The organism is Acinetobacter piscicola (assembly GCF_002233755.1).
GTDB classification, from domain to species: domain Bacteria; phylum Pseudomonadota; class Gammaproteobacteria; order Pseudomonadales; family Moraxellaceae; genus Acinetobacter; species Acinetobacter piscicola.
The window spans coordinates 298,830-321,738 of record NZ_NIFO01000001.1 but is presented as its reverse complement, the minus strand read 5'-3'; the positions used below and the strand labels follow the sequence as shown (position 1 = coordinate 321,738).

The following is a 22,909-nucleotide window of genomic DNA, read 5'->3' as shown; positions in this document are numbered from 1 at the left end:
TATTCTAGTCAATAAAGGTTAGAATGCTCTAAATACAAGCAAATACTGATGATTTTTCAGATGAAATTTACAACACAATATTCTCGAAAAGCATTATCCAGATCTATACAGCAAATTACTTTATTGAGCCTGTTCTCAGGTATCGCCAGCTACAGTTCAGCTGAAAACCTCAGCTATATTCAAGCTGAGCAATATTTTCTTGAAAATTCTTATACAACTCAAGCCAATGATGCTTTGAATAAAGCCTCTAAACTTCAAGCAGATGCTGTGAAAAATTTAGGTTTACCACGTATCGACTTAAACGTACGGGCTTATAAATTTCATACTGAAACAGATGTTCCATTGAATGGCGTAAAAAATAATTTAGAACAGACACTTTCACAAGGCGTCAATGAGCGTGTTGATCAGTGGCAGTCTCAACAAAACATTCCCTCTACAATCACCGACCCTTTAAAAGATGGTCTTGCACAGGGAATCCATAGTGGTATTGGCTTAGTTCCAGATACTGCAAATGTTGTACTAGAAGATGAAGTCGTTCGCCCTACTGTGTCTGTCATGATGCCAATTTATACAGGCGGTATCACCACGACAACAAAGCAGATTGCAAATCTTAAAGCGGAACGTAGCCAACTCGATTCCAAACAACAGCAAGATGTGCAACGGTTTGAAATAATTCGAACCTATTTTAATGTGCAACTACAACAACAGCTTTTAGAAACGAGTCGCTTAACATTATCAACCTTGCAACAACATTATGAAAATGCATTAAAACTTGAAAAACAAGGTTTTATTAGCAAAGGACAACGAATGCAATTTGAAGTTGCACGTAATAATGCGCAACGGAACAATCAAAATATCATAGCGAATTTACAGTCTAGTCAATTCCAACTCAAAAACTTATTGAATAAACCATCGATTGATCAGCTGACCACGCCACTTTTTGTCAATCGTCTACAAAGCCAATCTTTAGATCAACTCCTTGCTTCTTATCCTGAAACATCAAGTTTGGTTCGTAAAATGCGCATGGATACACAACTTGCCAATCAGAATATTAAAGTTCAAAGTGCAGCTAAAAAACCAAGTTTGTTTGCTTTTGGCGAATACAGTCTAGATCAAGACCAGAACTGGATTGTCGGTGTCGCAGCGCGTTATAACTTATTTTCAGGTATTGATAAAAATAAAAGCGTACAAGCTGCTGAGTTACAACGTTATGCAACTGAGCTATTAACTGCACGCACTCAACAAGAAATTGAGAATGTGATTTATAAATCCTATAGTGAATTAAGCTCAGCTCAACAAAGTAATCAATTACTTCAACAAAATGAACAAGCTGCTCAAGAGAATTTAAGAATTCAAACCCTTTCATTTAAAGAAGATATGGGCACAGCAACACAGGTGATTGATGCACAGAATCAATTAAGCATTTTAAAAGCCGAAAAAGCATTGAATGCTTATAAATATGTGATATCACTCGCAACACTACTACAAAGTCATGGCTCAATTGATCAGTTTAAAAACTATGTAAATCAATCTCATACTGATTATATTCGTTAGGATGGAAAATAAATGACACAAGAAAATACGCATCCAGATACAAACAACAACGCTGATCAAAACGACAGTTCATTGGATACGAAACAAGGTTTAGAATCTAATTCTTTAACAGAACAGCATGATATTCCCGTGAATTCAGATGTGTCAGATGTAGATGTTAAAAAAGATGAAGACTTAAAACCTAAAGAACAACCTATAACACCAAATGATTCTTCCAAAAAGAAAGCACTACTGGCTATCGGGACGATCATTTTTATTGCACTACTTGGACTCATTGCATTTGGCTTATGGAAAAGTTATCAACCGAAAACGATTGATGTACAAGGCCGTGTCGAAGCCGAAACTTTACATGTGAGTACCAAAGTTCCCAGTCGAATTGAAGGCATTTTTGTCCACGATGGTCAAAAAGTTAAAAAAGGACAGTTACTCGTTACGTTAAGTAGCCCTGAAATTGCAACAAGTAAACAGCAAGCTTTAGCAGGTTTACAAGCGGCGCTTGCCTTGCAATCCAGTGTAGATCGAGGTGCTCAACAGGAAAATATCGACAGTTTATATGCCAATTGGCAAAGTCTGAAAGCTCAAGAAAATCTTGCCAAAACAACGTTTAACCGTGGACAAAATCTTTATCAGCAAGGTGTCATTTCTCGTCAACGTCGTGATGAAATGCAAGCCGCGGCAATTTCAGCCACTCAACTTACAGAAGCAGCCTACCAACAGTATGCCCGAGCAAACCGTGGTAGCACTTCTGAGCAAAAAACCAGTGCTGATGCACAAGTAGAAATCGCCAAAGCTGCTGTCGCTGAAGCCAATGCATTGGAAGCCGAAACAAAACTATTTTCGCCAATCAGTGGAACAGTCTCTAAAACCTACGGTAAGCCATCGGAACTCGTTGCAGCAATAGGTGTGCCTGTGGTCAGTATCCTTCAAGATGACGAGCAATGGGTCAGTTTAAATGTTCGTGAAGACCAATACACGCAAGTTTATCAAGCGAAGTCTTTAGACGGTTTTATTCCTGCACTCCATCAAACTATTTCATTTAATATTAAGAATATTGATGCAGAAGGTGAATTTGCGACCATCAAAACCACACGTCAAACAGGTGGTTATGATATTCGTAGTTTTAAAATTAAATTAACACCCGCAGAACCATTAACCGATTTAAAAGTCGGCATGAGCGTTATTTTTAAACTGAAAGAGAACCCATAGACATGTGGGCGAGCATGTTGAGAGAATTGCGCTATTTACTGCAACACAAGTGGGATTTGTGTTTAGTCACACTCGCCCCACTCTTGATCATTATTTTATTCAGTAGCATGTTTTACTCAGGTAAGGCAGAACACTTACCTATTGCAATTATTGATCAAGATCACAGCGAACTGAGCCGAAATATAGAAAAACATTTGAGTCTCAACACCACCATTCAAATTTATCGTATTTCAGAAAACCAAAGCGAAATTGAACGATTGATTAATCAGACAAAAATTTGGGGCTATGTTCATATTCCACAAGGCGCTGAGCAACGTTTAGTGCAAGCTCAGGATGCCCAAATCAGTATTGCCTTTAATCAATCTTATTTTAGTATTGGGAATAGCATATCTTCTAAAATGCTACTTTCTACCGTAGAAGCGATTGGTGATTTTGCAAAAGATTCTTATCTTGAAAATAAAATCCCTTATGCTGAATTTTCAACAGCACATGTCAAAATCTCTCCATTATTTAATCCAAACCTAAGTTATGAGTTTTACTTAGAACCTTTTATGATTCCAGCCATTCTGCATTTGCTGCTCTGTTGTTGCGTGGCTTTTGCTGTGGGTCAAGAGCTAAAATATGGCACACTCAATCAATGGGTCAATGGTCAAGCTACATTTCAGGCACTGCTCAGTAAAAACTTAGTTTATGTACTGATTTTTTGCTTTTGGACATGGGCTTGGATGTTTTGGCTTGTGGTGATTCGAGGTTGGTTTATTGCTGGCAGTTTGTGGATTATTTTACTTGGACAATTCTTACTGTTTAGTGCCTATGCATTGATCAGTACTACAGTCGTTTTAGCCACTCGAAATTTATCCAAAACCTTTGGTTTTATTGCCGTATATGGCGGTTCTTCCCTAAGTTTCGCAGGCGTTACCCTTCCACTGAATAATGCATCAATTTTTACACAGTTTTGGGCGAATATTATCCCTTATACACCTTATGCAAAATTACAAACTGAACAATGGGTGATTGGAAGCCCCCTTTCTATCTCATTTATCCCTTTGATGATTTTGACTTTATATTGCATCTTTTATTTTGCTGTTTCGACCTTGCTTCTTAATAAAAATTTGAAGGAAGCACGTCATGGTTAATTTCTTTCGAAATCTATTGAAATATTATCTTGAGACATTTAAGAATATTGCAAAAAACTCATCTATTCTAACCACAATGGTTCTGTCAGTATTTTTTTATAGTTTTTTCTATCCTGCTGCTTATCAATCACAAACAGCTGAAAATTTACCAATTATTATTGTAGATGAAGAACAAAGTGCCATCAGCAATACAATCATTAGCCAAATTGCTAAAAGCCCAAATATCAAAATTATAGAAATAACCACCAACTTTGAAGAAGCCAAGCAGATGATTCAACAACAGAAAGCTGATGGTATTTTATTATTACCTGAAAATCTGTCGAATAGTCTTGCTCGTGGTGAGGTGGGAGGAATTGGTTTATATCTGAGTGCTGCTTATTTTCTAAAAACCAAGCAAATTGGATTAGGACTTGCCACAGCCATTGAGCATGCTATTGCTGAGCAAGCTCAAAAATTTGGTCAAGTTTCGCATTTTGAATTAGCACTGCCGATTCACCAAATTGCACTTTTTAACCCACTTTCAGGCTATGGAAGCTATATTTTCCCTGCTGTCGCACCATTAATCATTCACCAAACCATTGTTTTAGGTTTATGCATGCTCATCGCGAGTTACCGTGAAAGACGATGGAAAGCGACAACCGCTGAGTTTTTCGGAATTTATTTCTCTGCATTGACCATTGGCTGCTTAGGTTGTTTTTATCTTTTTGGATTTACATTTTGGTTGAATGATTATCCACGAGGAGGAAACTTTTGGGGGATGTTAATCGCTGTACCTATTTTTATCAGTAGTGCGATTGCTTTGGCAATGGTACTGGCAAGTTATTTAGATATTTCTGAACGTGCTGGACATTTGATTGTTTTTACTTCAATCCCATTATTTCTTCTTTCAGGTGCTGCTTGGCCTCTTCAAGCCATGCCGCTATGGATGCAATATTTTGCAAACATTTTGCCTTCTACACAGGGAATCAATTTATTTATCCAACTCAATCAAATGGGGGCATCTACTGAACTTATTATCCCTAAATTGATTTATTTAACATGCTTTGCCGCAATATTCTTCATTTGGGCATTTTATCGTTTAGGTAAAATTGACAAAAAATAATCAGGAGCACCCTCAATTTAATCTACAAAGATAATCAAATAACAATAATCTATCGAATCAGCAAATTAAACTGAATTAATTTCAAACGATTGAACTACATTTATGCAAAAAAAATAGTACAGTTGTCTAAATAAGCGCAGAATAGACCATTTTCGAAATACTCTGAACGTTCAAAATCTCCCACCCTAAAGCATCTATATGTTTTAGTGGGCGTTTTTTTGCGTTTTTTTCATAGAGTGTTCCCTTTTCGCCAAAATCTGAATTTTAAGGGCTCAGTATGAAGAAAATGAAAATAAGCCTAGCTTGGCAAATTGTTATTGCGCTCGTTCTAGGTATTCTTGTTGGTGCTTTTCTGCACAATTCTCCTGAAATCCGTGACAATGTTGTTGCCAACTTTTTACAACCATTAGGTAAGATTTTTATTAATCTTATTAAAATGATTGTAGTCCCTCTTGTGCTTTCCATGCTGATTTTAGGAATTGCCAATGCTGGGGATAGTAAAAGTGTTGGTAAGCTAGGTTTCAAAACCATTGTTTATTTTGAAGTCATTACGACTGTTGCAATTATTGTTGGTTTAGTTGCAGCGAATGTATTCCAGCCGGGTGCTGGTATCGATATGTCGAAATTAACGACATCGGACATTTCACAATATCAACAAACCACTCAGGAAGTCAGTCATCAAGCTCATGGTTTAGTGAATACTGTTCTTTCACTTATTCCATCCAATATTTTCGCTGCAATGAATGATGGGCATATGCTACCTATCATTTTCTTTGCTGTGATATTCGGTATTGGCTTGGGTTCTTTAGCCAAAGAAACCAAACAGCCTTTGATTGATGTATTAAGAGCTGTTTCTGAAACCATGTTTAAAGTAACGCATATGATTATGATGTTTGCGCCTTTTGGTGTATTCGGTTTGATCGCTGCGACTGTTGCAAACTTTGGTTTTAGTTCGCTTTTACCTTTGGTTAAGCTCGCTGTTTTGGTTTATGCAACTATCTTATTCTTTATCTTTATCGTGCTTGGTTTTGTGGCTAAATTCTGCGGTTTTAGTATTTGGACAATTATCAAAATCTTAAAAGATGAATTGATTCTTGCTTACTCTACTGCAAGCTCTGAAACCGTTTTACCTCGTATGATGGAAAAAATGGAAGCTTATGGTGCGCCAAAATCAATTACCAGTTTCGTTGTTCCTATTGGTTATTCTTTTAACCTAGATGGTTCTACGTTGTACCAAAGTATTGCAGCAATTTTTATTGCTCAGCTTTATGGCATTGATTTGACGATTACGCAACAAATCGTTTTAGTGTTGACGTTGATGATTACCTCTAAAGGCATTGCAGGTGTTCCTGGTGTATCTTTTGTTGTACTGCTGGCAACATTAGGTAGCGTCGGTATTCCGCTTGAAGGTCTTGCGTTTATCGCTGGTATTGACCGTATCTTAGATATGGCGCGTACTGTGTTGAATGTGATTGGTAATGCGCTTGCTGTTCTTGTCATTAGTAAATGGGAAGGCAAATTCGATACTGAAAAGCAAAAATCTTATAATTTTGATGCCACACATTAAGATTTTTCAAGATAAATGGGAGCCACCTTCGGGTGGCTTTTGTTTGGGTATTTGTCTTAAACAATTAATATTGATAAAAATAATTATGAATAGCTAACCATCTTTTCAATACAAATAAAACAACTAAAACTTATCTTATAAAATAAGCAGCAAAAACCATCAATATTTGCAAACTTAAAACTACACTAAACCATTTCCACCCTTTATGGCGCATGGCTATACGATCAACATTAGAATAATTGGCTGTTCTTATCATTTTATCACCTCACTCTTGCTACATTATGAAACGTTGTTGGGGCAAAACATTGATCTTTTAATAGACAATATAGGATAAGCAATAATTAAACCAAGTTGTGAAATGTAACTAAAATTATCTTAGCTCCATCAATACAATTAACCTGAGATAAATTAAATTGCTTTTGTTTTATTTCATCATTTAATCATACAGAGTTCGGCTATCGCGTGGCGGCATGGATGCCGCCGTTGGGTGGGGATATAGGATGTATCCCTCGCCCAACAAAGGATTTTTGTCACTTTTCATCCCTGAAAAGTGAGACATCAGCTACGCAAATTAATCTAACTTATTTAACCAAATATAAGGCTATGCTCATTTTATGATGCTATATCCACCAACAAAGAATTACATTACGACTTCTTCTAGGGTGAATATATTCAAAAACAAAAAAAAGCCCCTTGCGGGGCTTTTAATCAATTTAATCTGTTCTAATCAACCAATAAACTTACGTGCATTACGGAACATACGTAACCATGCGCCATCTTCAGTCCATTCTTCAGGTTTCCAAGAATGCTGAATCGCACGGAAATTACGCTCAGGGTGCGGCATCATAATCGTTGCACGACCATCTTTCGACGTCACACCTGAAATCGCTTCAGGTGAACCATTCGGATTTAATGGATATTGTTGAGTTTCATTACCCAAGCTATCTACATAACGCAAGATTACTTGATTAGACGCATTCAACGATGCAAAGTTTTCAGCAGAAGCTTCTGCACGACCCTCACCATGTGCCACAGCGATAGGTAAAATTGAACCTTCCATACCTTCTAAAAGAATCGATGGTGATTTTTCAACCTTAACATTCACAACACGTGCTTCAAAAACTTCTGAAGTATTACGGCGGAAACGCGGCCAGTTGTCAGCACCTGGAATAAGTGGTGCAAGCTGTGCCAACATCTGACAACCATTACAAATACCGACAGAGAAAGTATTGTCACGGTTAAAGAATTTTTCAAACTGATCACGTAATTTTGGATTGAATAGTACTGATTTCGCCCAGCCACCGCCAGCACCCATGACGTCACCGTAAGAGAAACCACCACATGCAACCAGACCTTCAAAATCATCTAAATCCACACGACCTGCAAGCAAATCGCTCATGTGAACATCGACCGTGTTAAAGCCAACTTTGTCAAATGCAGCTGCCATTTCGACATGACCATTGACACCTTGTTCACGTAAAATCACCATGCTCGGGCGACGTTCGTTGATATAAGGCGCTTCAACAGGTTCATTTAAATCGAATGTTGGTAATGCAATAATACCTTTATGCTTTGTATCTGTAATCAAAGCAAATTCAGAATCCGCAGTTTCTACGTTGTCACGTAAACGTTGGATTTGGTGTGAAACCTCAGTCCAAGCTTGTTGTAATTCAGCACGATCTAGAACCAAACCATTTACAGACAATTGGTCAGAATCATTTACAGTACCCACAACAGTAATCGCATCTCTTAAGCTTGAAGTCGCAACTTCAGCTTTTAAGGTCGTCCATTCTGCTTGGGTAATCTGTAATACAGCGCCAATTTCTTCTGCAAATAAACTTTCAGTCGTTTGATCTTCTAAAGCAACACCTAGACGAGAAGCAAACATCATTTCTGCAACAGTCGCCAATAAGCCACCATCACCAATGTCATGGTACGCCTTGATTAAACCACGGTTGTTCCAATCTTGTACCAATGCAAAGAATGCTTTGAAGTCATCAAAACTATCAACATCTGGAGTAACTGAACCAATCGCTTTATAGACTTGTGCAAGGATTGAACCACCTAAGCGGAACTGACCTTTCGATAAATCGATGCGAACTAAGACTGAATCTTCATTCTTCAATTCAGGTGTCAATGTTTTACGCACATCTAAAACAGGTGCAAATGCTGTAATAACACCTGACATTGGCGAAGTAACGGCTTTATCTTCACCTTCATCATTCCAAGTAGTACGCATTGACAATGAGTCTTTACCTACAGGAATAGCAATTCCTAAAGCTGGACACATTTCCATACCAATGGCTTTTACACCTTCGAATAGAGCTTGGTCTTCGCCTTTTTGACCTGCTGCTGCCATCCAGTTTGCAGACAATTTAATGTCACTGATCTGTTCAATATTGGCACACATAATGTTACTAATCGCTTCTGCTACAGCCAAACGTGCTGAAGCAGCAGGATTTAACAATGCCACAGGTGGACGTTCACCCATTGCCATTGCTTCACCTGTATAACCTTGCAAACTTGTTGTGGTTACCGCAGCATCTGCAACAGGAACTTGCCAACGTCCAACCATTTGGTCTCGTGCGACCATACCTGTAATTGAACGGTCGCCAATCGTAATCAAGAATGATTTAGATGCAACTGTTGGATTTTTAAGTACACGGAAAATCGCATCTTTTAAATCCACTTGTGATGCATCAAAAGCATCACCTTTGCGTTCTACAGTTTCATATGAACGACTCATACGTGGTGTGCCGCCAAGCATCACTTGCATTGGCATATCCACAGCTTTATTGTCGAATAATGGATCATTCACGGTCAATTGACGTGCTTCAGTTGCTTCACCAAGTACCGCAAATGGGCAACGTTCACGTGCACAGATCGATTCAAATAATGCCAAAGAGCTTGGATGAATCGCAAGTACATAACGTTCTTGGGCTTCGTTTGACCAGATTTCCATTGGAGACATACCCGGTTCAAGCGATGGAATCTTACGAAGATCTAGAATCGCACCAAGTTCATGGTCATTTACCAATTCAGGCATCGCATTAGAAACACCACCTGCACCCACATCATGTACAGACACAATTGGGTTGAAATCTTCCATTCTCCAACAAGCATCGATCACTTCTTGGCAACGGCGCTCCATTTCAGGGTTTTCACGTTGTACAGATGCAAAATCTAAGTTTTCACCCAATTTACCGCTATCTACAGAAGACGCTGCACCACCACCTAAACCGATCAGCATTGCAGGACCACCGAGAACAATAAGTAAATCGCCCGGTTGAATCGCATCTTTTTCAACATGGTCAGGACGAATATTACCGTAACCACCCGCAATCATGATTGGCTTATGGAAGCCTTTTACATCACCATTGACATTTTGCTCAAAAGTACGGAAATAACCATTGAGTGCTGGACGACCAAATTCATTATTGAACGCTGCACCACCCAAAGGTCCTTCAATCATAATTTGAAGTGGCGATGCCATACGAGATGGTTTACCGTAATTGTCTTCCCAAGGTTGTTCAAAACCCGGAATATTTAAGTTTGAAACCGTAAAACCAGTTAAACCCGCTTTTGGTTTACCACCACGCCCTGTCGCACCTTCATCACGAATTTCACCACCTGAACCTGTCGCAGCACCTGCAAATGGTGCAATTGCTGTTGGATGGTTATGCGTTTCCACTTTCATTAAAATGTGGGCAGCTTGGCTCTTGTACTTATAAATATGGTGACCTGTCGCTTCATCTTTTTTCGGATAGAAACGTTGTGTATCAAAACCAACAATCACTGAAGCATTGTCTTTATATGCTGACAATACATCTGTAGGGGATTCTTTATAGGTGTTTTTAATCATTTGGAACAATGACAATGGTTGTTTTTCACCATCAATTGTCCATTCAGAACCGAAGATTTTATGACGACAATGCTCAGAGTTTGCTTGAGCAAACATCATCAATTCGATGTCGTTTGGATTACGACCTAATTTATTAAATGCAGCCGTTAAATAATCAATTTCTTCGTCTGACAGTGCAAAACCAAACTCAGAATTGGCTTTAACCAATGCTTCTTTACCTTGACCAAGAACATCAATCGAGTTCAACGGTTTCGGAGCTGTTTCTGAAAATAATGCTACAGCGTCATCAATTTGATTGAACACACTTTCAGTCATGCGGTCATGCAAAACCTGTTTAACGTCTTCAGATATTTTAGAAATACCTTTTAAAGTAAACAAAACACCGCGTTCAAGGCGGTGTATCGGTGTATTACAGTTTGCAAAAATATCCGTTGCCTTAGATGACCACGGCGAAATTGTACCAACACGCGGCGTCACTAAAATCTGAACTTCATCATTTGCAGCCTGACGAACTTGGAAAGTTGCTCCGTCATTTAATAGCTGTGAAGCAGATTGCTGTTGTTGCTCGTTGAGCGCTTGGTCAAACAGATAGACCCATTGGCTTTCTATTGATTGAACAGAACTGATAGACGATAAACGTGTTAATAGTTGTGTTTGCTTAAAAGAAGAATGTGCGGGTGCACCGGCAATGATAAACATGCTGTTTTTGGCTCCACGGGCAGGTTTAGGCAACCCACCACAATGTGACTTGAAGAGAGCGCATATTCTACTGTGAAAGCAAATTTTCAGCTAGTCATATCCACTTTAAAAATAGGAGATTTTTTTCATGCAAGTACTTGCTTTTACGTTCATTGCTTTAATTTTAATGTAATTGGTAACAAATATTTAATTGATATCAAGGCAAAGTAAGCCTAACTCACCGCAATTTTCAAACTTTGAAACTTAAATCTCATAAAACTGAATAAATCGTCAAAGCATTTAATTAAATTTAATTATGTCGTATAGATTCAACCAAATTCAACCAATCGACTGAATAACCTATACCCTCAGTTCAAAATAAAATATTAAGCAAATGATAATAAAAAATACAGTTTTCAGCACCATAAATTCAAAAATGAAATTTGAATTTTATTACATCTAACTATAAAATATAGATTATTTAATTTTCAACTTATTTTCTTATCCAAAACATTTAATTTTATTGAGTGAAAATTCTCTATAAATAAGAATAAAACTAAAGATTACATTCATTTAGAATTCCACATTTTCCAAGCTTAAATCAATAAACTTAACACCCTGTTTTTAAATAAAATTAAAACATTGACAATATTAACCTTAATTCACAATTAAGAATAAGTTAATAATTAGGAATAAAAATCATCTTAAATTGTATAAACCCCAAATAAGATCAACATTAAAACATCGAGTTGAATAAAATATATACGATTAAATAAAAATACCCCCTTGCAAACTACAATATTATTAACTCAAATAATCACATTAATAAAATATAACAAACATTTTAAAAAACCAAAAATACATCTAAAATAATTTTTTTTAATTTCAAAAAACAATATCAACCATACAATTAAATAACATGCATTTTAAATAAATAATCTAGTTTTAATTACCGCCTATAAATTCGGCAATTTTAAGTCAGAATAATGATGAAAAAGCTTAAATTAAAAGAATGGATCCCAACTGAAGTCCATGATTGGGAAGGAAAAGAAAATGACGTCTTAGTCCTAAATTACACGATGAAATGCGCTTTAGCATGTGACTTTTGTTGTTATGGATGTAACCCAAATCGTAAAGAAAAAATGCCTTTTGCTTTGGCTGAACGACTGATCAGAGAAGCCGCTGAGCTCGATACATTTTCATCTGTTGGTTTTACAGGTGGTGAACCTTTACTTTTCCCTGAAGAGATTTGTGCTTTGGCTGATGTACTTTATGAGGTAAATCTACCTTTTACCATTGCAACAGCGGCACATTGGGCAGTTGATGATGCTTATAGTAAGGAGTTATTGGGTTATTTAAAAAACAAAGGATTGATTAGGCTAAATATTAGCCATGATCCTAGTCATATGAAGTTTGTAGACAAAGCTATTGTTATGAATGCTGTCCGTGCTGCAAGTGAACTGGGTATCGCAACTTATGTCGTCGGCACATTCAATAGTATTCATGAATCATTAGAATCCTTTTTACCTGAAGCAATTGATTTACCTAAAGTTTCTTTATTGACCAAATATGTCGCAAAAGTGGGAATGGCGAAAAAATGGGACATTACTCAAGAGCTTTATGGTTTGTCCTTGGATACAGAGGATCTTTGCTGCTATCGCAGAGTCAATCATGACATTGTCATTTGGCATGATGGTTCGGTTTACCCATGTTGTTCTACATTTAATCGAGCTACGCCCGGTATAAAGGTCGGTAATGCCCATGATCTATCTTTACGAGAAATTTGGGAAAAAATAGAAGGCTCTTTACTGTTCCGAATTATGAAAAGGCAAGGTTTTGGAGAGTTGTATTCAATTTTACATAACCGAGCACCACATCTATATACGCAACTCCCTCAGGCTCAAGATGTAGTCGGGCCATGCAGTTTATGCAACGCTATTTTTAAAGATAAAGCGATGTGTAGTGAGGTATTGCAAGTCATTTCAGAGTATGAGAAGGAAAAAGTATCTCATGCGCTTGAAATCGTCGTTGAGTTGTTGGGTATAAACAAAGCGACGTCTGTAGTAGAAGAAATCATAACCTAATGTTTTATAACGGAGAAAATCATGAGTGACATGAAGTCTTTACAAAAAAAGCTTGAAACGAATCCTGTTGCACGGACTCGATTTCTTGCTGATCTATTGGGAACACTAGAACGCAGTGGTGTCGATATTCAAGATCCTAAAGTTCTAGATCAATTAAATTTAAACCTCGATTTACGTGATGGTAAAAAATTTCTGGATGGACTTAGAGCAACCACCAATATCATTACGATTGTTGGTTAATTTTTCTGGCCTAATTTCAATTTAATTTATAACTAGATTGGCAATGAACAGCATTATTTATATGCTGTTCATTGTTAATTCATTCCATAAAAACTCTTTGGGCGACTAGATTCTTCTTACTCAAAAAGAATAATGTCATTAAATTTACGTAAAATTTCAGGCATATTATTCAGACATCATTTTCAATATTCTTTTTCAAATAGATTGAAACACTAAATGGATTAAAATGTATAAAGAACTTATTGCAAACACTCAAAACCAATATTTATTTCCAAAGAATAATTCAAGTATTAGCTCTGATCTAGGTTTTAGATGTCTATTTCATCATGGTGTAGAAGCCTCGCGATTATTAAAATTTAACTTCCCTAATGAACTCAATGAGTTTTTCAAACAATCAAATGGTGCATATCTATTTCAAGATGCAACATATGGTCAATGGGGCTTACATCTACTTGATTTGCATCTAATTCAAAGAATTACAGCTGAGTTTTTTGAGGATAGATACGATGACGCTTTAACTGGTGACCGTATTATTGGTGAATTTTTAGGTGATGGTGAGAAACTTTTAGTAAGGCTTGATCCAAGCATAGCGGATTTTGGAACAATCATAATTGTTTGCCCCATTTCACCAAGGAATGAATGGCAAATTATTGAAACGAATTTTTATGATTTCATCATCAATTATTTTCAGAATAATGGCGAAAAATATTGGGAATATCCAAAACTATAAAATTGATTAAGACAAACTATGTCGCCCTACTCTAGTACATTTTCAATAAATTTGGCATCATACCCATAAGCAATAACTGAATAACGATAAATGACTCAAATGCGTTGGTTAGAACTGCTTTCAACAGTTCGAATGGGTAGTAAAAAACAAAATACAGAACAGGCACGTAGCCCTTTTCATAAAGATTATGACCGCATTATATTTTCACAAAGCTTTAGACAACTCAATCGTAAAACGCAAGTTCATCCACTAACACAACATGATGGTATCCATACCCGCTTAACGCATTCACTAGAAGTTTCATGTATTGGACGTTCACTAGGTATGTTAGCTGCGGAAAAAATTAAAGATGAATTACCCGTGTGGATTTCCCCTGCTGATGTTGGTGCGATTATTCAAGCAGCATGTTTAGCACATGATATTGGTAATCCGCCTTTTGGGCATGCGGGCGAATATGCTATTCGAGAATGGTTTGATGATGCCTCACATACAGATTTTCTTAAAGATTTGAGTCCTGAACAACAAGCCGATGTACGCCAATTTGAAGGCAATGCACAAGGTTTAAGACTACTGACCAAGATAGATTACCATCCTAATGATGGCGGTATGCGCCTTACTTACGCAACGTTAGGGGCTTACTTAAAGTATCCTTGGCTTTCAAAAACTATTGAATCGCAAGGTGACACGCCTGCAAGTAAACGTGCAAAGTTTGGTTGTTACCAAGCTGAGAAAAATATTCTTAAACAAATAGCAGATCAGCTTGGTTTAATTCAGCTTGGTGAATATCATTATTGTCGTCATCCACTCACCTATCTTTTAGAAGCAGCAGATGATATTTGTTATGCACTGATTGATTTAGAAGATGGCATTATTCTCAATATGCTCAGCTATGAAGAAGTTGAACCTATTTTTCTAGATTTGATTGGTGATTTTGGAATACCTTCTGAACTCAGCATGCCTTATACCACATGGCAACAAAAAATTGCTGCTTTGCGTGGTCGTGTGATGAAGCGTTTAGTCGATGAAGTCACCACTGCTTTTGCACGACACCATTTTCAAATTTTATCAGGTCAGTTAAAAGGTTCGCTGTTGCAATATTGTGCTCAGGACATTGAAATTGGCATTGATCGTGCTAAAAATCTTGCTCGTGAAAAGATTTTTGAACATCCCCAAAAATCTGGTTTGGAAATTATTGCACATCAAAGTTTGCAACACATTTTAGATGCATTTATTCCATTAACCACACCCAATAAAACATTAAGCTTTAAAGATAGTCGCCTCATGTCTATTTTAGAGCGTTTTGGCGCATGTTTTAGCGATGATCACTATGACAATATTATGCAAGTTTTAGATATTGTGAGTAAATTTTCAGATCATCAAGCTTATAATTTAGCGCAAGAGTTACAAGGCAATAAGGTTGGTTTCTTTTAAATCATCCGAATCATTTTGAGTATAGGTCATCCACAGTTTTGGTTATACTCGGACAATTCAATAAACAAACTGGGTTTTCAAACAGCTTAGTTTCACAATTTTTAGAAGTGAACAATATTCATGATCGGATGTCTTATTGGTGAAGTTTTAGCTTTAGAAGCGCCTACCGTACTTTTAAATGTAAATGGTGTGGGTTATGAAATTGACACCCCGCTTTCAACTTTTTGCCAGTTGCAAAAAGGTCAAAAAGTCACGTTATGGACACATTTAGCTGTTCGTGAAGATGCGCAATTGCTATATGGCTTTTCAAATGCTCAAGAAAAAACTATTTTCCGCACCCTTCTAAAAGTAAACGGCGTTGGGCCTAAAATGGCTTTAGGTATTCTTTCAACTTTAAGTGTTGAAATGTTAGTACATACTGTAGAACATGGTGATGTAAAAACATTGGTAAAAGTACCTGGTGTGGGTACAAAAACAGCTGAGCGTTTGATGATCGAACTACGTGATCGTTTTAAAGCATTTTCTACTGGTGTCGTACCCAGTAATTCAACTGCGACACAAATTCAATTTACAGGTAATTCAGCCGTTGCTGAAGCTGAAGCTGCTTTACAATCTTTAGGCTATAAACCTTTAGAGGCTCAAAAACTGATTAATGCTGTTAAAGCAGACTATACTGAAGCCAGTGATATCATCCGTGCTGCCCTTAAATCCATGAATAAATAAGATAGATTAAGACAATCATGCAAGATCGTTTAATCAGTGGTACTGAAAAACCAGAAGATCATTTTGATCGAGCCATTCGCCCGACTTCACTCGATGACTATATCGGTCAGCCTGTGGTTCGTGAACAAATGGAAATTTTTATTGGCGCGGCGCGTGGTCGTGGCGAAGCGCTAGATCACACTTTAATATTTGGCCCACCGGGTTTAGGCAAAACCACCTTGGCCAATATTATTGCACGTGAAATGGGTGGTAATCTCAAATCAACCTCTGGACCAGTCTTAGAACGTGCTGGTGATTTAGCTGCGATGTTAACCAATCTTGAAGAAGGTGATGTTCTATTTATCGATGAAATTCATCGTCTTTCACCAGTGATTGAGGAAATTCTCTATCCAGCGATGGAAGATTACCAACTTGATATTATGATTGGTGAAGGCCCTGGAGCACGTTCTATTAAATTGGATCTGCCACCATTTACATTGGTTGCAGCAACAACTCGTGCAGGTTTATTGACCTCACCTTTACGTGATCGTTTCGGGATTGTGCAACGTTTAGAATTTTATTCAGTTGAAGATTTAACGCATATTGTTGCTCGTTCAGCTCTATTAATGAATGTACCAACGACAGCAGATGGTGCTTTAGAAATTGCGCGCCGTGCTCGCGGAACACCACGTATTGCTAACCGTTTATTACGTCGTGTACGTGACTATGCACAGGTCAAAGGCACAGGTGAAGTCACACAAGAAATGGCGCAACGCGCTTTAGATATGCTGAATGTTGATAAAGATGGATTAGACACCTTAGACCGTCGTTATTTATCGATGTTATTAGAGCGTTTCGATGGAGGCCCTGCGGGTGTAGAAGCTTTGGCGGCTGCTATGGCAGAAGATTCTGGTACATTGGAAGATGTGATTGAGCCATATTTAATTCAACAAGGTTATGCAATGCGTACTGCACGTGGACGTATTGCAACCAACCAAGCTTATTTACAGTTTGGAATGACACCACCTGAGCCAAAGGCTTAAATACCCATTGATGATGCCGTTCATTTACCTAAGCTCTCTGTTAAAGCGCTTGAAATTTATGAATAGCATCATCAATATTGAATGCATCAAGGTTGAGTTTGAAAATTGAAATAAAAATTTCTTTTAATTCATCGTCACTCTTTACGATCTGTTGCTGCGTTTGATTATTCTTATGATGAATATTTAAAACACCATTGCTAAAATTATAACGTTTATCTTGCTTTACAATCGATAAAATTAAATTTCGAGTAAATGGGCACTTAGGGTATGTAGACATAAACCAATTTGCAATTTTGATATCAGAATCAGCAGCGATCTGCTCTGGATTAAACGCATAGACATTTTCCCATTCACCAGAAACACAAACTTGAAGCATATATTTCATATCGAATAGTGCTGACTCAGCAATTCCACTGTCTGTCACTTGAATAAGACGGAATGACTCATTTAAAGTAACTTGCGATGTTTCTAAAGAATGGATCGACAGAACACTTGTTGGCGTCATTCCCCCAAAACCCGGATCAAATAAATACACCTCATCATTTAACCGAACAATAGTCACTAAGTGTGTTTTAGCTGGTGATTCAGTGGGATGACTTTTATAATAAACGCGACAAAGTAAATTAAAAGCATCATAGCCTAATTCATTCAAGACATTTTTCGCTAAGACATTATGCTCAAAACAATAAGCATCTTGACCTTGCACTAAAATCTTTTCAACCAATGTTGTAATATCTAATTCTACGGGTAAACCTAGAAAAGGATTAAAATTTCCAAAGGCAATATTTTGTACATGTAACTCTAAGAGCCTATTTAAATTTTCTAAAGTTGGTTCAATAATTTCGTTAAATATACCCAGTTTTTGTAAATATAATTGTGAGATCTTCTTTGTTTCTTGTACGTTTGTGTTTTCCATGAGAGAAAAATTCCTGCATTTTTAACAAAAATTAACACTTTTTATAATAATATCAATACTTAATATATCTATTGATTATCAAACGAAGGAAAACCTAATCGCTCTAATTTCAGCATTATTTTTTGAAAGTTAATATTTTGAATATTCAATTTAAAAGTTGTGGCTAAAACTTCTTGGATTTCTTCTGAGCTGGTTAGTTGACGTTTAACAATTTTGTTTTCGCCATAAATCGCAAGTGCGCCATTTCTGAAATTCACGCGTCCTTCATCTGTAATCACACTAAAAATAAGATTTTGTGTAAACAACGACTGTGGTGATGTTGAAACGAACCAATTTGCAATCATGATGTCTGATTTTGCAGGTATTTGCTCAGGATTCAAAGCATACAAATTTAACCACCGACCATTTAAATAAACTTGTAGCATCACTTTCATATCTGTTAATGCTTTTTCACTTAAACCCGTTTCTGATACTGCAATAAAACGAAAGTTTTCATGTGGTGTTTGCTGCGCTTCATCTATTAAATGAAGAGAAAGTACTTGAGTCGGTGTCATTCCGCCAAAATTAGGATCAAACAAAAATAATTGATCATCTGCAAATCGAACTACTGTCACTAAATGCGTACGATTTGGAGCCTCTACAGGTGTTTGTTCATAATACACACGAGCCAATACATTAAAGGCATCATAACCTAACTCTCTCAAAGCAATAGCTATCAAACTACTGTGTTCTAAACAATAGCCGTCTCTATCTTGTTCAAGTAATTTATGACTTAAATACTCTATATCTAATGAAACCTCATTACCTAAAAATGAATCTACATTACCAAAAGGAATCGAATGCAAATGTCGAGATAAGAGTATTTTTAAATTATCTAAGGTAGGAGCTAAACTTTGTGAAATACCTAATTTATTTAAATAACGTTGTGAAAGACTTATATTGGGATTCATTACTCTCTTCTTTTTATCTGACTGCTGACATTTTGTATTTTATCTAATTATGAATGACAAAAATGTGACCTTATAGACATTTTACATCTCTTTACCGTTTTACTTCATTGCGTATTTTAGAACAGTCTTTCTATTTTGATTGAAATAAGTTGGTGTGTTGTGCCAATTCACAAAAATAACTGTGTGATAAACTTGCAAGCCTTACAGCGCTTAGATTCGAGCTTTCAAGCAAAGGCTGAATCATCGTAAAAATCTACGCAAAACAGCACATTTCATCGGTTAAAATAGAATTGGGTATTTACCATGGCGAACAAATTTGAATTTCAAATCCGTGTATATATAGAAGATACAGATGCTGGTGGTATCGTATATCATGCCAATCATATCCGTTTTATGGAGCGTGCTCGTACCGAATGGTTGCGCGCATCTGGTATTGACCATTATTGGCATCAAAAAGATTACAATTTTGTGGTACATAAAATTGCATTGAAATATTCTCGCCCTATACTTATGGACGATCTTATTACTGTTACAGCAAGTGTAGTTTCATGTAAAGCTTCGTCATTTGTATTGCAACAAAATATATATCGTGGTGAAATCATGCTTGCTTCTGGCGAGGTGGAATTGGCATGTTTAGGTACAGACATGAAACCTCGTAGAATTCCTGACGAAATCCGTGATTTAATTCTTCGAGAATTAGCTCACGAATAAAAATACTATTGGCACATGTAACTTATGGCAACACAACTAGAATCTTCTCTACACATCTCTGATTTAATTTTACAAGCGAGCCCTGTGGTTCAATTGGTCATGCTGGTTTTAGTACTGGCCTCTGTTTTTAGTTGGTATTTGATTGCCAAGTTACATATGGGCTATAAACGCGCAAGACAAGGAGATAATCATTTTCAAAAAATCTTCTGGTCTGGCGCTGAACTGAATACGTTATATAACAATGCTCAACTTAATTCTAAGCGTGATGGTTTAGAAGATATTTTTTATCAAGGTTTAAGTGAGTTCTTAAAGCTTAAAAAACGTCATGCAGAAACTTCGTCAATGATCGAAGGTACTGAACGTATTCTACGCGTGGGTTTAAGCCGTGACCAAAGTCGTTTAGAACAAGGTTTAAGTGCTTTAGCCAGCATAGGCTCAGTTGCACCTTATGTCGGTTTATTTGGTACAGTTTGGGGCATTATGAATGCATTCATTGGCTTAGCTCAAGTAGACCAAGTTACACTTGCTACTGTTGCACCTGGTATTGCCGAGGCGTTGATTGCAACAGCGATTGGTCTTTTTGCTGCAATTCCTGCTGTATTGGCATTTAACCATTACACAGCTAAGGGCGAAGAAATCTATTCAGATCGTGCATTATTTGCAGAAGAAATGGTGGCGCTGTTACAACGTCAGTCTGTGGGAACAACACAGGAAGCTGAATAATGGCAATCCGACGCTCAGGCAGTTTTGACCGTATTAAAAAACCTTTAAAAAGTGATATGAATGTCGTGCCTTATATCGACGTGATGTTAGTTTTGTTGGTTATTTTTATGGTTACAGCGCCGATGATTACCACTGGGGTAAAAGTTGATTTACCACAGGCCAATAATAACCCGATTCAATCTGAAGACAGACCTGCAATTGTGAGTTTAGAAGCTGATGGAACCATCAAACTCGAAGACAAAGTGCATAACAATGAAGTTATGACGCTAGACGAGTTAAAAGCAGTCTTAGTGGAAAATCAAAAACAAGCTGAAACTGACAAAAAACAATTAACCGTGTTAATTAATGGTAGTGAATCACGCCCTTATGGTGAAGTCATCAAACTCATGGCTGCCCTTCAAGATGCGGGTTTAAGCCAAGTTGGGTTACTGACTGAGCCTGTAAAGTAAGTTATGAAAAATATTCAAAAGCCACAATCTAAAGAAAAAGCAATTGCGCTTGGATTTACCTTTGGAATCCATGTGGTGGCAATAACAGGCTTACTTTTTCTCGGTTTAAGTAAGCCACCTGAACCACCTAAACAGATCAAAACGGTATTAATCAAGCCAGAAGATTTGCCGCCTCTTGAAGCAAAACCGTTAGAACAAACAGATTCTGAAGAAACGGCGGATACCAAAGTTGCTGAGCAAGTTAAACAAACGGCTGAACCCAATCCAACTGCGCCAGTAATTCCTGCTGAAAACAAACCCAAGCCAGAAGATACGAAAGCTGCCGAAATGAAAAAGGCGGCTGAAGAAGCCAAAGCGGTAGCACGTCAACAAGAGGCTGCGGCTGCTCAAATGGCACAAGAAAAAGCCACTCAATTAGCGCAAGCTAAGGCTGAAGCTGCTGAAAGAGCCAAGCAAGAAGCTGCCGAAAAAGTTCTACAAGCAAAAAATGCTGCGGATAAAGCAAAAGCTGAAGCCGTTATGAAAGCAAAACAGGAAGCTCTTCAAAAAGCCAAAGCCGATGCCGCTGAAAAGGCACATCAGTTGAAACTTAATGAACAAGCTAAACGTAATGCAGAAGCAGCAGAAAAAGCGCGTCAAGCTAAAGCGGATGCTGCTGCAAAAGCAAAAACAGATGCAGCGAATAAAGCCAAAGCTGATGCTGCCGCAAAAGCCAAAACCGATGCAGCAAATAAGGCTAAAGCGGACGCTGTTGCAAAAGCCAAGACAGATGCAGCAAATAAAGCCAAAGCTGATGCTGCCGCAAAAGCAAAAACAGATGCGGCAAATAAAGCCAAAGCGGATGCTGCTGCAAAAGCCAAGACAGATGCAGCAAACAAAGCCAAAGCTGATGCAGAAGCTAAACGCAAAGCTGATTTAGCACGTGAATTAGATGAAGAGAAAGCATCTGCGGCAGAAAAAGCCAAAGAAGCTGCTGCCAATAAAAAGGCTGAAGCTAGAAAAATTGCTTCATCAGCGAAACGGGACTTTGAAAACAAAGTGAAGAATGCATGGCGGATGCCTGCAGGTTCATCTGGACAAAAAGCAACTGCTCGGGTCACATTAACAGAGAGTGGTGGTGTTGCTTCTGTGATTGTGAATGCTTCCGACCCTGATGTGAAAGCCAGTGTAGAACAAGCCGTCAGAAATGCTGCACCATTCCCGATGCCTTCCGATCCAGATGCAAAACGTGAAGCACGCAGTTTTAGCGCCTCATTTACAGTGAAGTGATATACTGAAGTGAATATTTTAAACCCTGTTTCGGCAGGGTTTATGCTATTTTGAAGTTATTCGTGTTTTGAGGGACAATAAAAATGAATTGGAAAATTTTTAGCTTAATCAGCACGCTCGCTTTGTCCATTCCTGCTACTTTTGCAGAACAAGCTACAGATACACAGAGTCAACAAAACCGTGATTCATCAGGTGAGCCTTTAACCGTCACTCACCTACCATTAACACTGATTAATACGCCTCAATTACTCACTTGCCATACCAATAATTTACAGAAAATTATGGATAATCTAAAATTACCCTTTACCGCTTCCAACCAAAATCTACAGGTGCTGGTTGAATTTAAAGATGATGGAAAAATTAAAAGAATTCAAACCAATGGACGCAATAATGACATTACGGTTCAAGCATTAAAAAAAGCTATTTTTAAATCCGTACCATTTGATATGCCCAAAGATGAAAGTAAAATTCATCTTTGCAATAAAATTGAGTTTGTTTTTTATAGTGAAACTAAACTACTTTAATCTTTTATTCATAATTACATGCTTTATATAGA

20 protein-coding genes are annotated in these 22,909 nt (G+C 37.4%); 16 read left to right on the top strand and 4 right to left on the bottom strand.

What is annotated here, in order from left to right; translation table 11 throughout:
- Positions 1-60 precede the first annotated feature (60 nt).
- From CDA10_RS06415 to gltP, 5 genes are all read left to right on the top strand, one after another.
- A complete protein-coding gene (locus CDA10_RS06415; protein ID WP_089605173.1) occupies positions 61-1,554 on the top strand; it encodes a TolC family protein in 1,494 nt (497 codons plus the stop codon).
- Positions 1,555-1,566: 12 nt separating this feature from the next.
- Positions 1,567-2,760 (top strand): HlyD family secretion protein, encoded by a 1,194-nt coding sequence (locus CDA10_RS06410; protein ID WP_228704598.1) that lies wholly within the window; start codon positions 1,567-1,569, stop codon positions 2,758-2,760.
- Positions 2,761-2,762: 2 nt separating this feature from the next.
- The gene (locus tag CDA10_RS06405) at positions 2,763-3,896 is read left to right on the top strand and encodes an ABC transporter permease (RefSeq protein ID WP_089604784.1); all 1,134 of its coding nucleotides are present in this window, start codon (positions 2,763-2,765) and stop codon (positions 3,894-3,896) included.
- Entirely contained in the window at positions 3,889-4,998 is a 1,110-nt protein-coding gene (locus CDA10_RS06400; protein WP_089604783.1) for an ABC transporter permease, read from the top strand. The genes CDA10_RS06405 and CDA10_RS06400 overlap by 8 nt, the downstream gene beginning before the upstream one ends.
- A 277-nt stretch (positions 4,999-5,275) precedes the next feature.
- Complete coding sequence (gene gltP / locus CDA10_RS06395; protein WP_089604782.1) at positions 5,276-6,565, top strand: glutamate/aspartate:proton symporter GltP; 1,290 nt, start codon at positions 5,276-5,278, stop codon at positions 6,563-6,565.
- 130 nt (positions 6,566-6,695) lie between these two features.
- Here gltP and CDA10_RS17095 read toward each other — a convergent pair whose 3' ends face one another.
- The gene (locus CDA10_RS17095) at positions 6,696-6,821 is read right to left on the bottom strand and encodes a KGW motif small protein (protein ID WP_267284015.1); all 126 of its coding nucleotides are present in this window, start codon (positions 6,819-6,821) and stop codon (positions 6,696-6,698) included.
- A 471-nt stretch (positions 6,822-7,292) separates the two neighbouring features.
- Positions 7,293-11,126 carry a phosphoribosylformylglycinamidine synthase gene (gene purL, locus CDA10_RS06390; protein WP_089604781.1) on the bottom strand — a complete coding sequence of 1,278 codons (3,834 nt, stop codon included), beginning with the start codon at positions 11,124-11,126 and terminating at the stop codon, positions 7,293-7,295.
- Positions 11,127-12,091: 965 nt separating this feature from the next.
- Between purL and CDA10_RS06385 the strand changes: the two genes are divergently transcribed.
- The 6 genes from CDA10_RS06385 to ruvB all read left to right on the top strand — a co-directional run bounded on the left by CDA10_RS06385 (position 12,092) and on the right by ruvB (position 17,335).
- Positions 12,092-13,189 (top strand): radical SAM/SPASM domain-containing protein, encoded by a 1,098-nt coding sequence (locus CDA10_RS06385; protein WP_089604780.1) that lies wholly within the window; start codon positions 12,092-12,094, stop codon positions 13,187-13,189.
- Between the two features lie 21 nt (positions 13,190-13,210).
- Positions 13,211-13,429 (top strand): hypothetical protein, encoded by a 219-nt coding sequence (locus CDA10_RS06380; protein WP_089604779.1) that lies wholly within the window; start codon positions 13,211-13,213, stop codon positions 13,427-13,429.
- 226 nt (positions 13,430-13,655) lie between these two features.
- On the top strand, positions 13,656-14,159 hold the full coding sequence (locus CDA10_RS06375; protein WP_089604778.1) for an SMI1/KNR4 family protein: 504 nt from the start codon (positions 13,656-13,658) through the stop codon (positions 14,157-14,159).
- Between the two features lie 90 nt (positions 14,160-14,249).
- The gene (locus CDA10_RS06370) at positions 14,250-15,590 is read left to right on the top strand and encodes a deoxyguanosinetriphosphate triphosphohydrolase (RefSeq protein ID WP_089604777.1); all 1,341 of its coding nucleotides are present in this window, start codon (positions 14,250-14,252) and stop codon (positions 15,588-15,590) included.
- Between the two features lie 120 nt (positions 15,591-15,710).
- Complete coding sequence (ruvA, locus tag CDA10_RS06365; RefSeq protein WP_089604776.1) at positions 15,711-16,313, top strand: Holliday junction branch migration protein RuvA; 603 nt, start codon at positions 15,711-15,713, stop codon at positions 16,311-16,313.
- A 17-nt stretch (positions 16,314-16,330) separates the two neighbouring features.
- Positions 16,331-17,335, top strand: coding sequence for a Holliday junction branch migration DNA helicase RuvB (ruvB, locus tag CDA10_RS06360; protein ID WP_089604775.1), 1,005 nt, complete (start codon positions 16,331-16,333; stop codon positions 17,333-17,335).
- A gap of 40 nt (positions 17,336-17,375) precedes the next feature.
- On the opposite strand, the gene CDA10_RS06355 is transcribed toward ruvB, so the two are convergent.
- A complete protein-coding gene (locus CDA10_RS06355; RefSeq protein ID WP_089604774.1) occupies positions 17,376-18,251 on the bottom strand; it encodes an arylamine N-acetyltransferase family protein in 876 nt (291 codons plus the stop codon).
- A 68-nt stretch (positions 18,252-18,319) separates the two neighbouring features.
- On the bottom strand, positions 18,320-19,201 hold the full coding sequence (locus CDA10_RS06350; RefSeq protein WP_089604773.1) for an arylamine N-acetyltransferase family protein: 882 nt from the start codon (positions 19,199-19,201) through the stop codon (positions 18,320-18,322).
- Positions 19,202-19,504: 303 nt separating this feature from the next.
- On the opposite strand from CDA10_RS06350, the gene ybgC reads away from it, so the two are divergent.
- From ybgC to CDA10_RS06325, 5 genes are all read left to right on the top strand, one after another.
- The gene (gene ybgC / locus CDA10_RS06345; protein ID WP_089604772.1) at positions 19,505-19,912 is read left to right on the top strand and encodes a tol-pal system-associated acyl-CoA thioesterase; all 408 of its coding nucleotides are present in this window, start codon (positions 19,505-19,507) and stop codon (positions 19,910-19,912) included.
- 24 nt (positions 19,913-19,936) lie between these two features.
- Complete coding sequence (gene tolQ / locus CDA10_RS06340; protein WP_089604771.1) at positions 19,937-20,635, top strand: protein TolQ; 699 nt, start codon at positions 19,937-19,939, stop codon at positions 20,633-20,635.
- Positions 20,635-21,084, top strand: a complete 450-nt coding sequence (tolR, locus tag CDA10_RS06335) for a protein TolR (protein ID WP_089604770.1) — start codon at positions 20,635-20,637, stop codon at positions 21,082-21,084. Before tolQ ends, tolR begins: the two co-directional genes overlap by 1 nt.
- A gap of 3 nt (positions 21,085-21,087) precedes the next feature.
- Positions 21,088-22,353, top strand: a complete 1,266-nt coding sequence (gene tolA, locus CDA10_RS06330; protein ID WP_089604769.1) for a cell envelope integrity protein TolA — start codon at positions 21,088-21,090, stop codon at positions 22,351-22,353.
- 83 nt (positions 22,354-22,436) lie between these two features.
- The gene (locus CDA10_RS06325; RefSeq protein WP_089604768.1) at positions 22,437-22,877 is read left to right on the top strand and encodes a hypothetical protein; all 441 of its coding nucleotides are present in this window, start codon (positions 22,437-22,439) and stop codon (positions 22,875-22,877) included.
- Positions 22,878-22,909 lie beyond the last annotated feature (32 nt).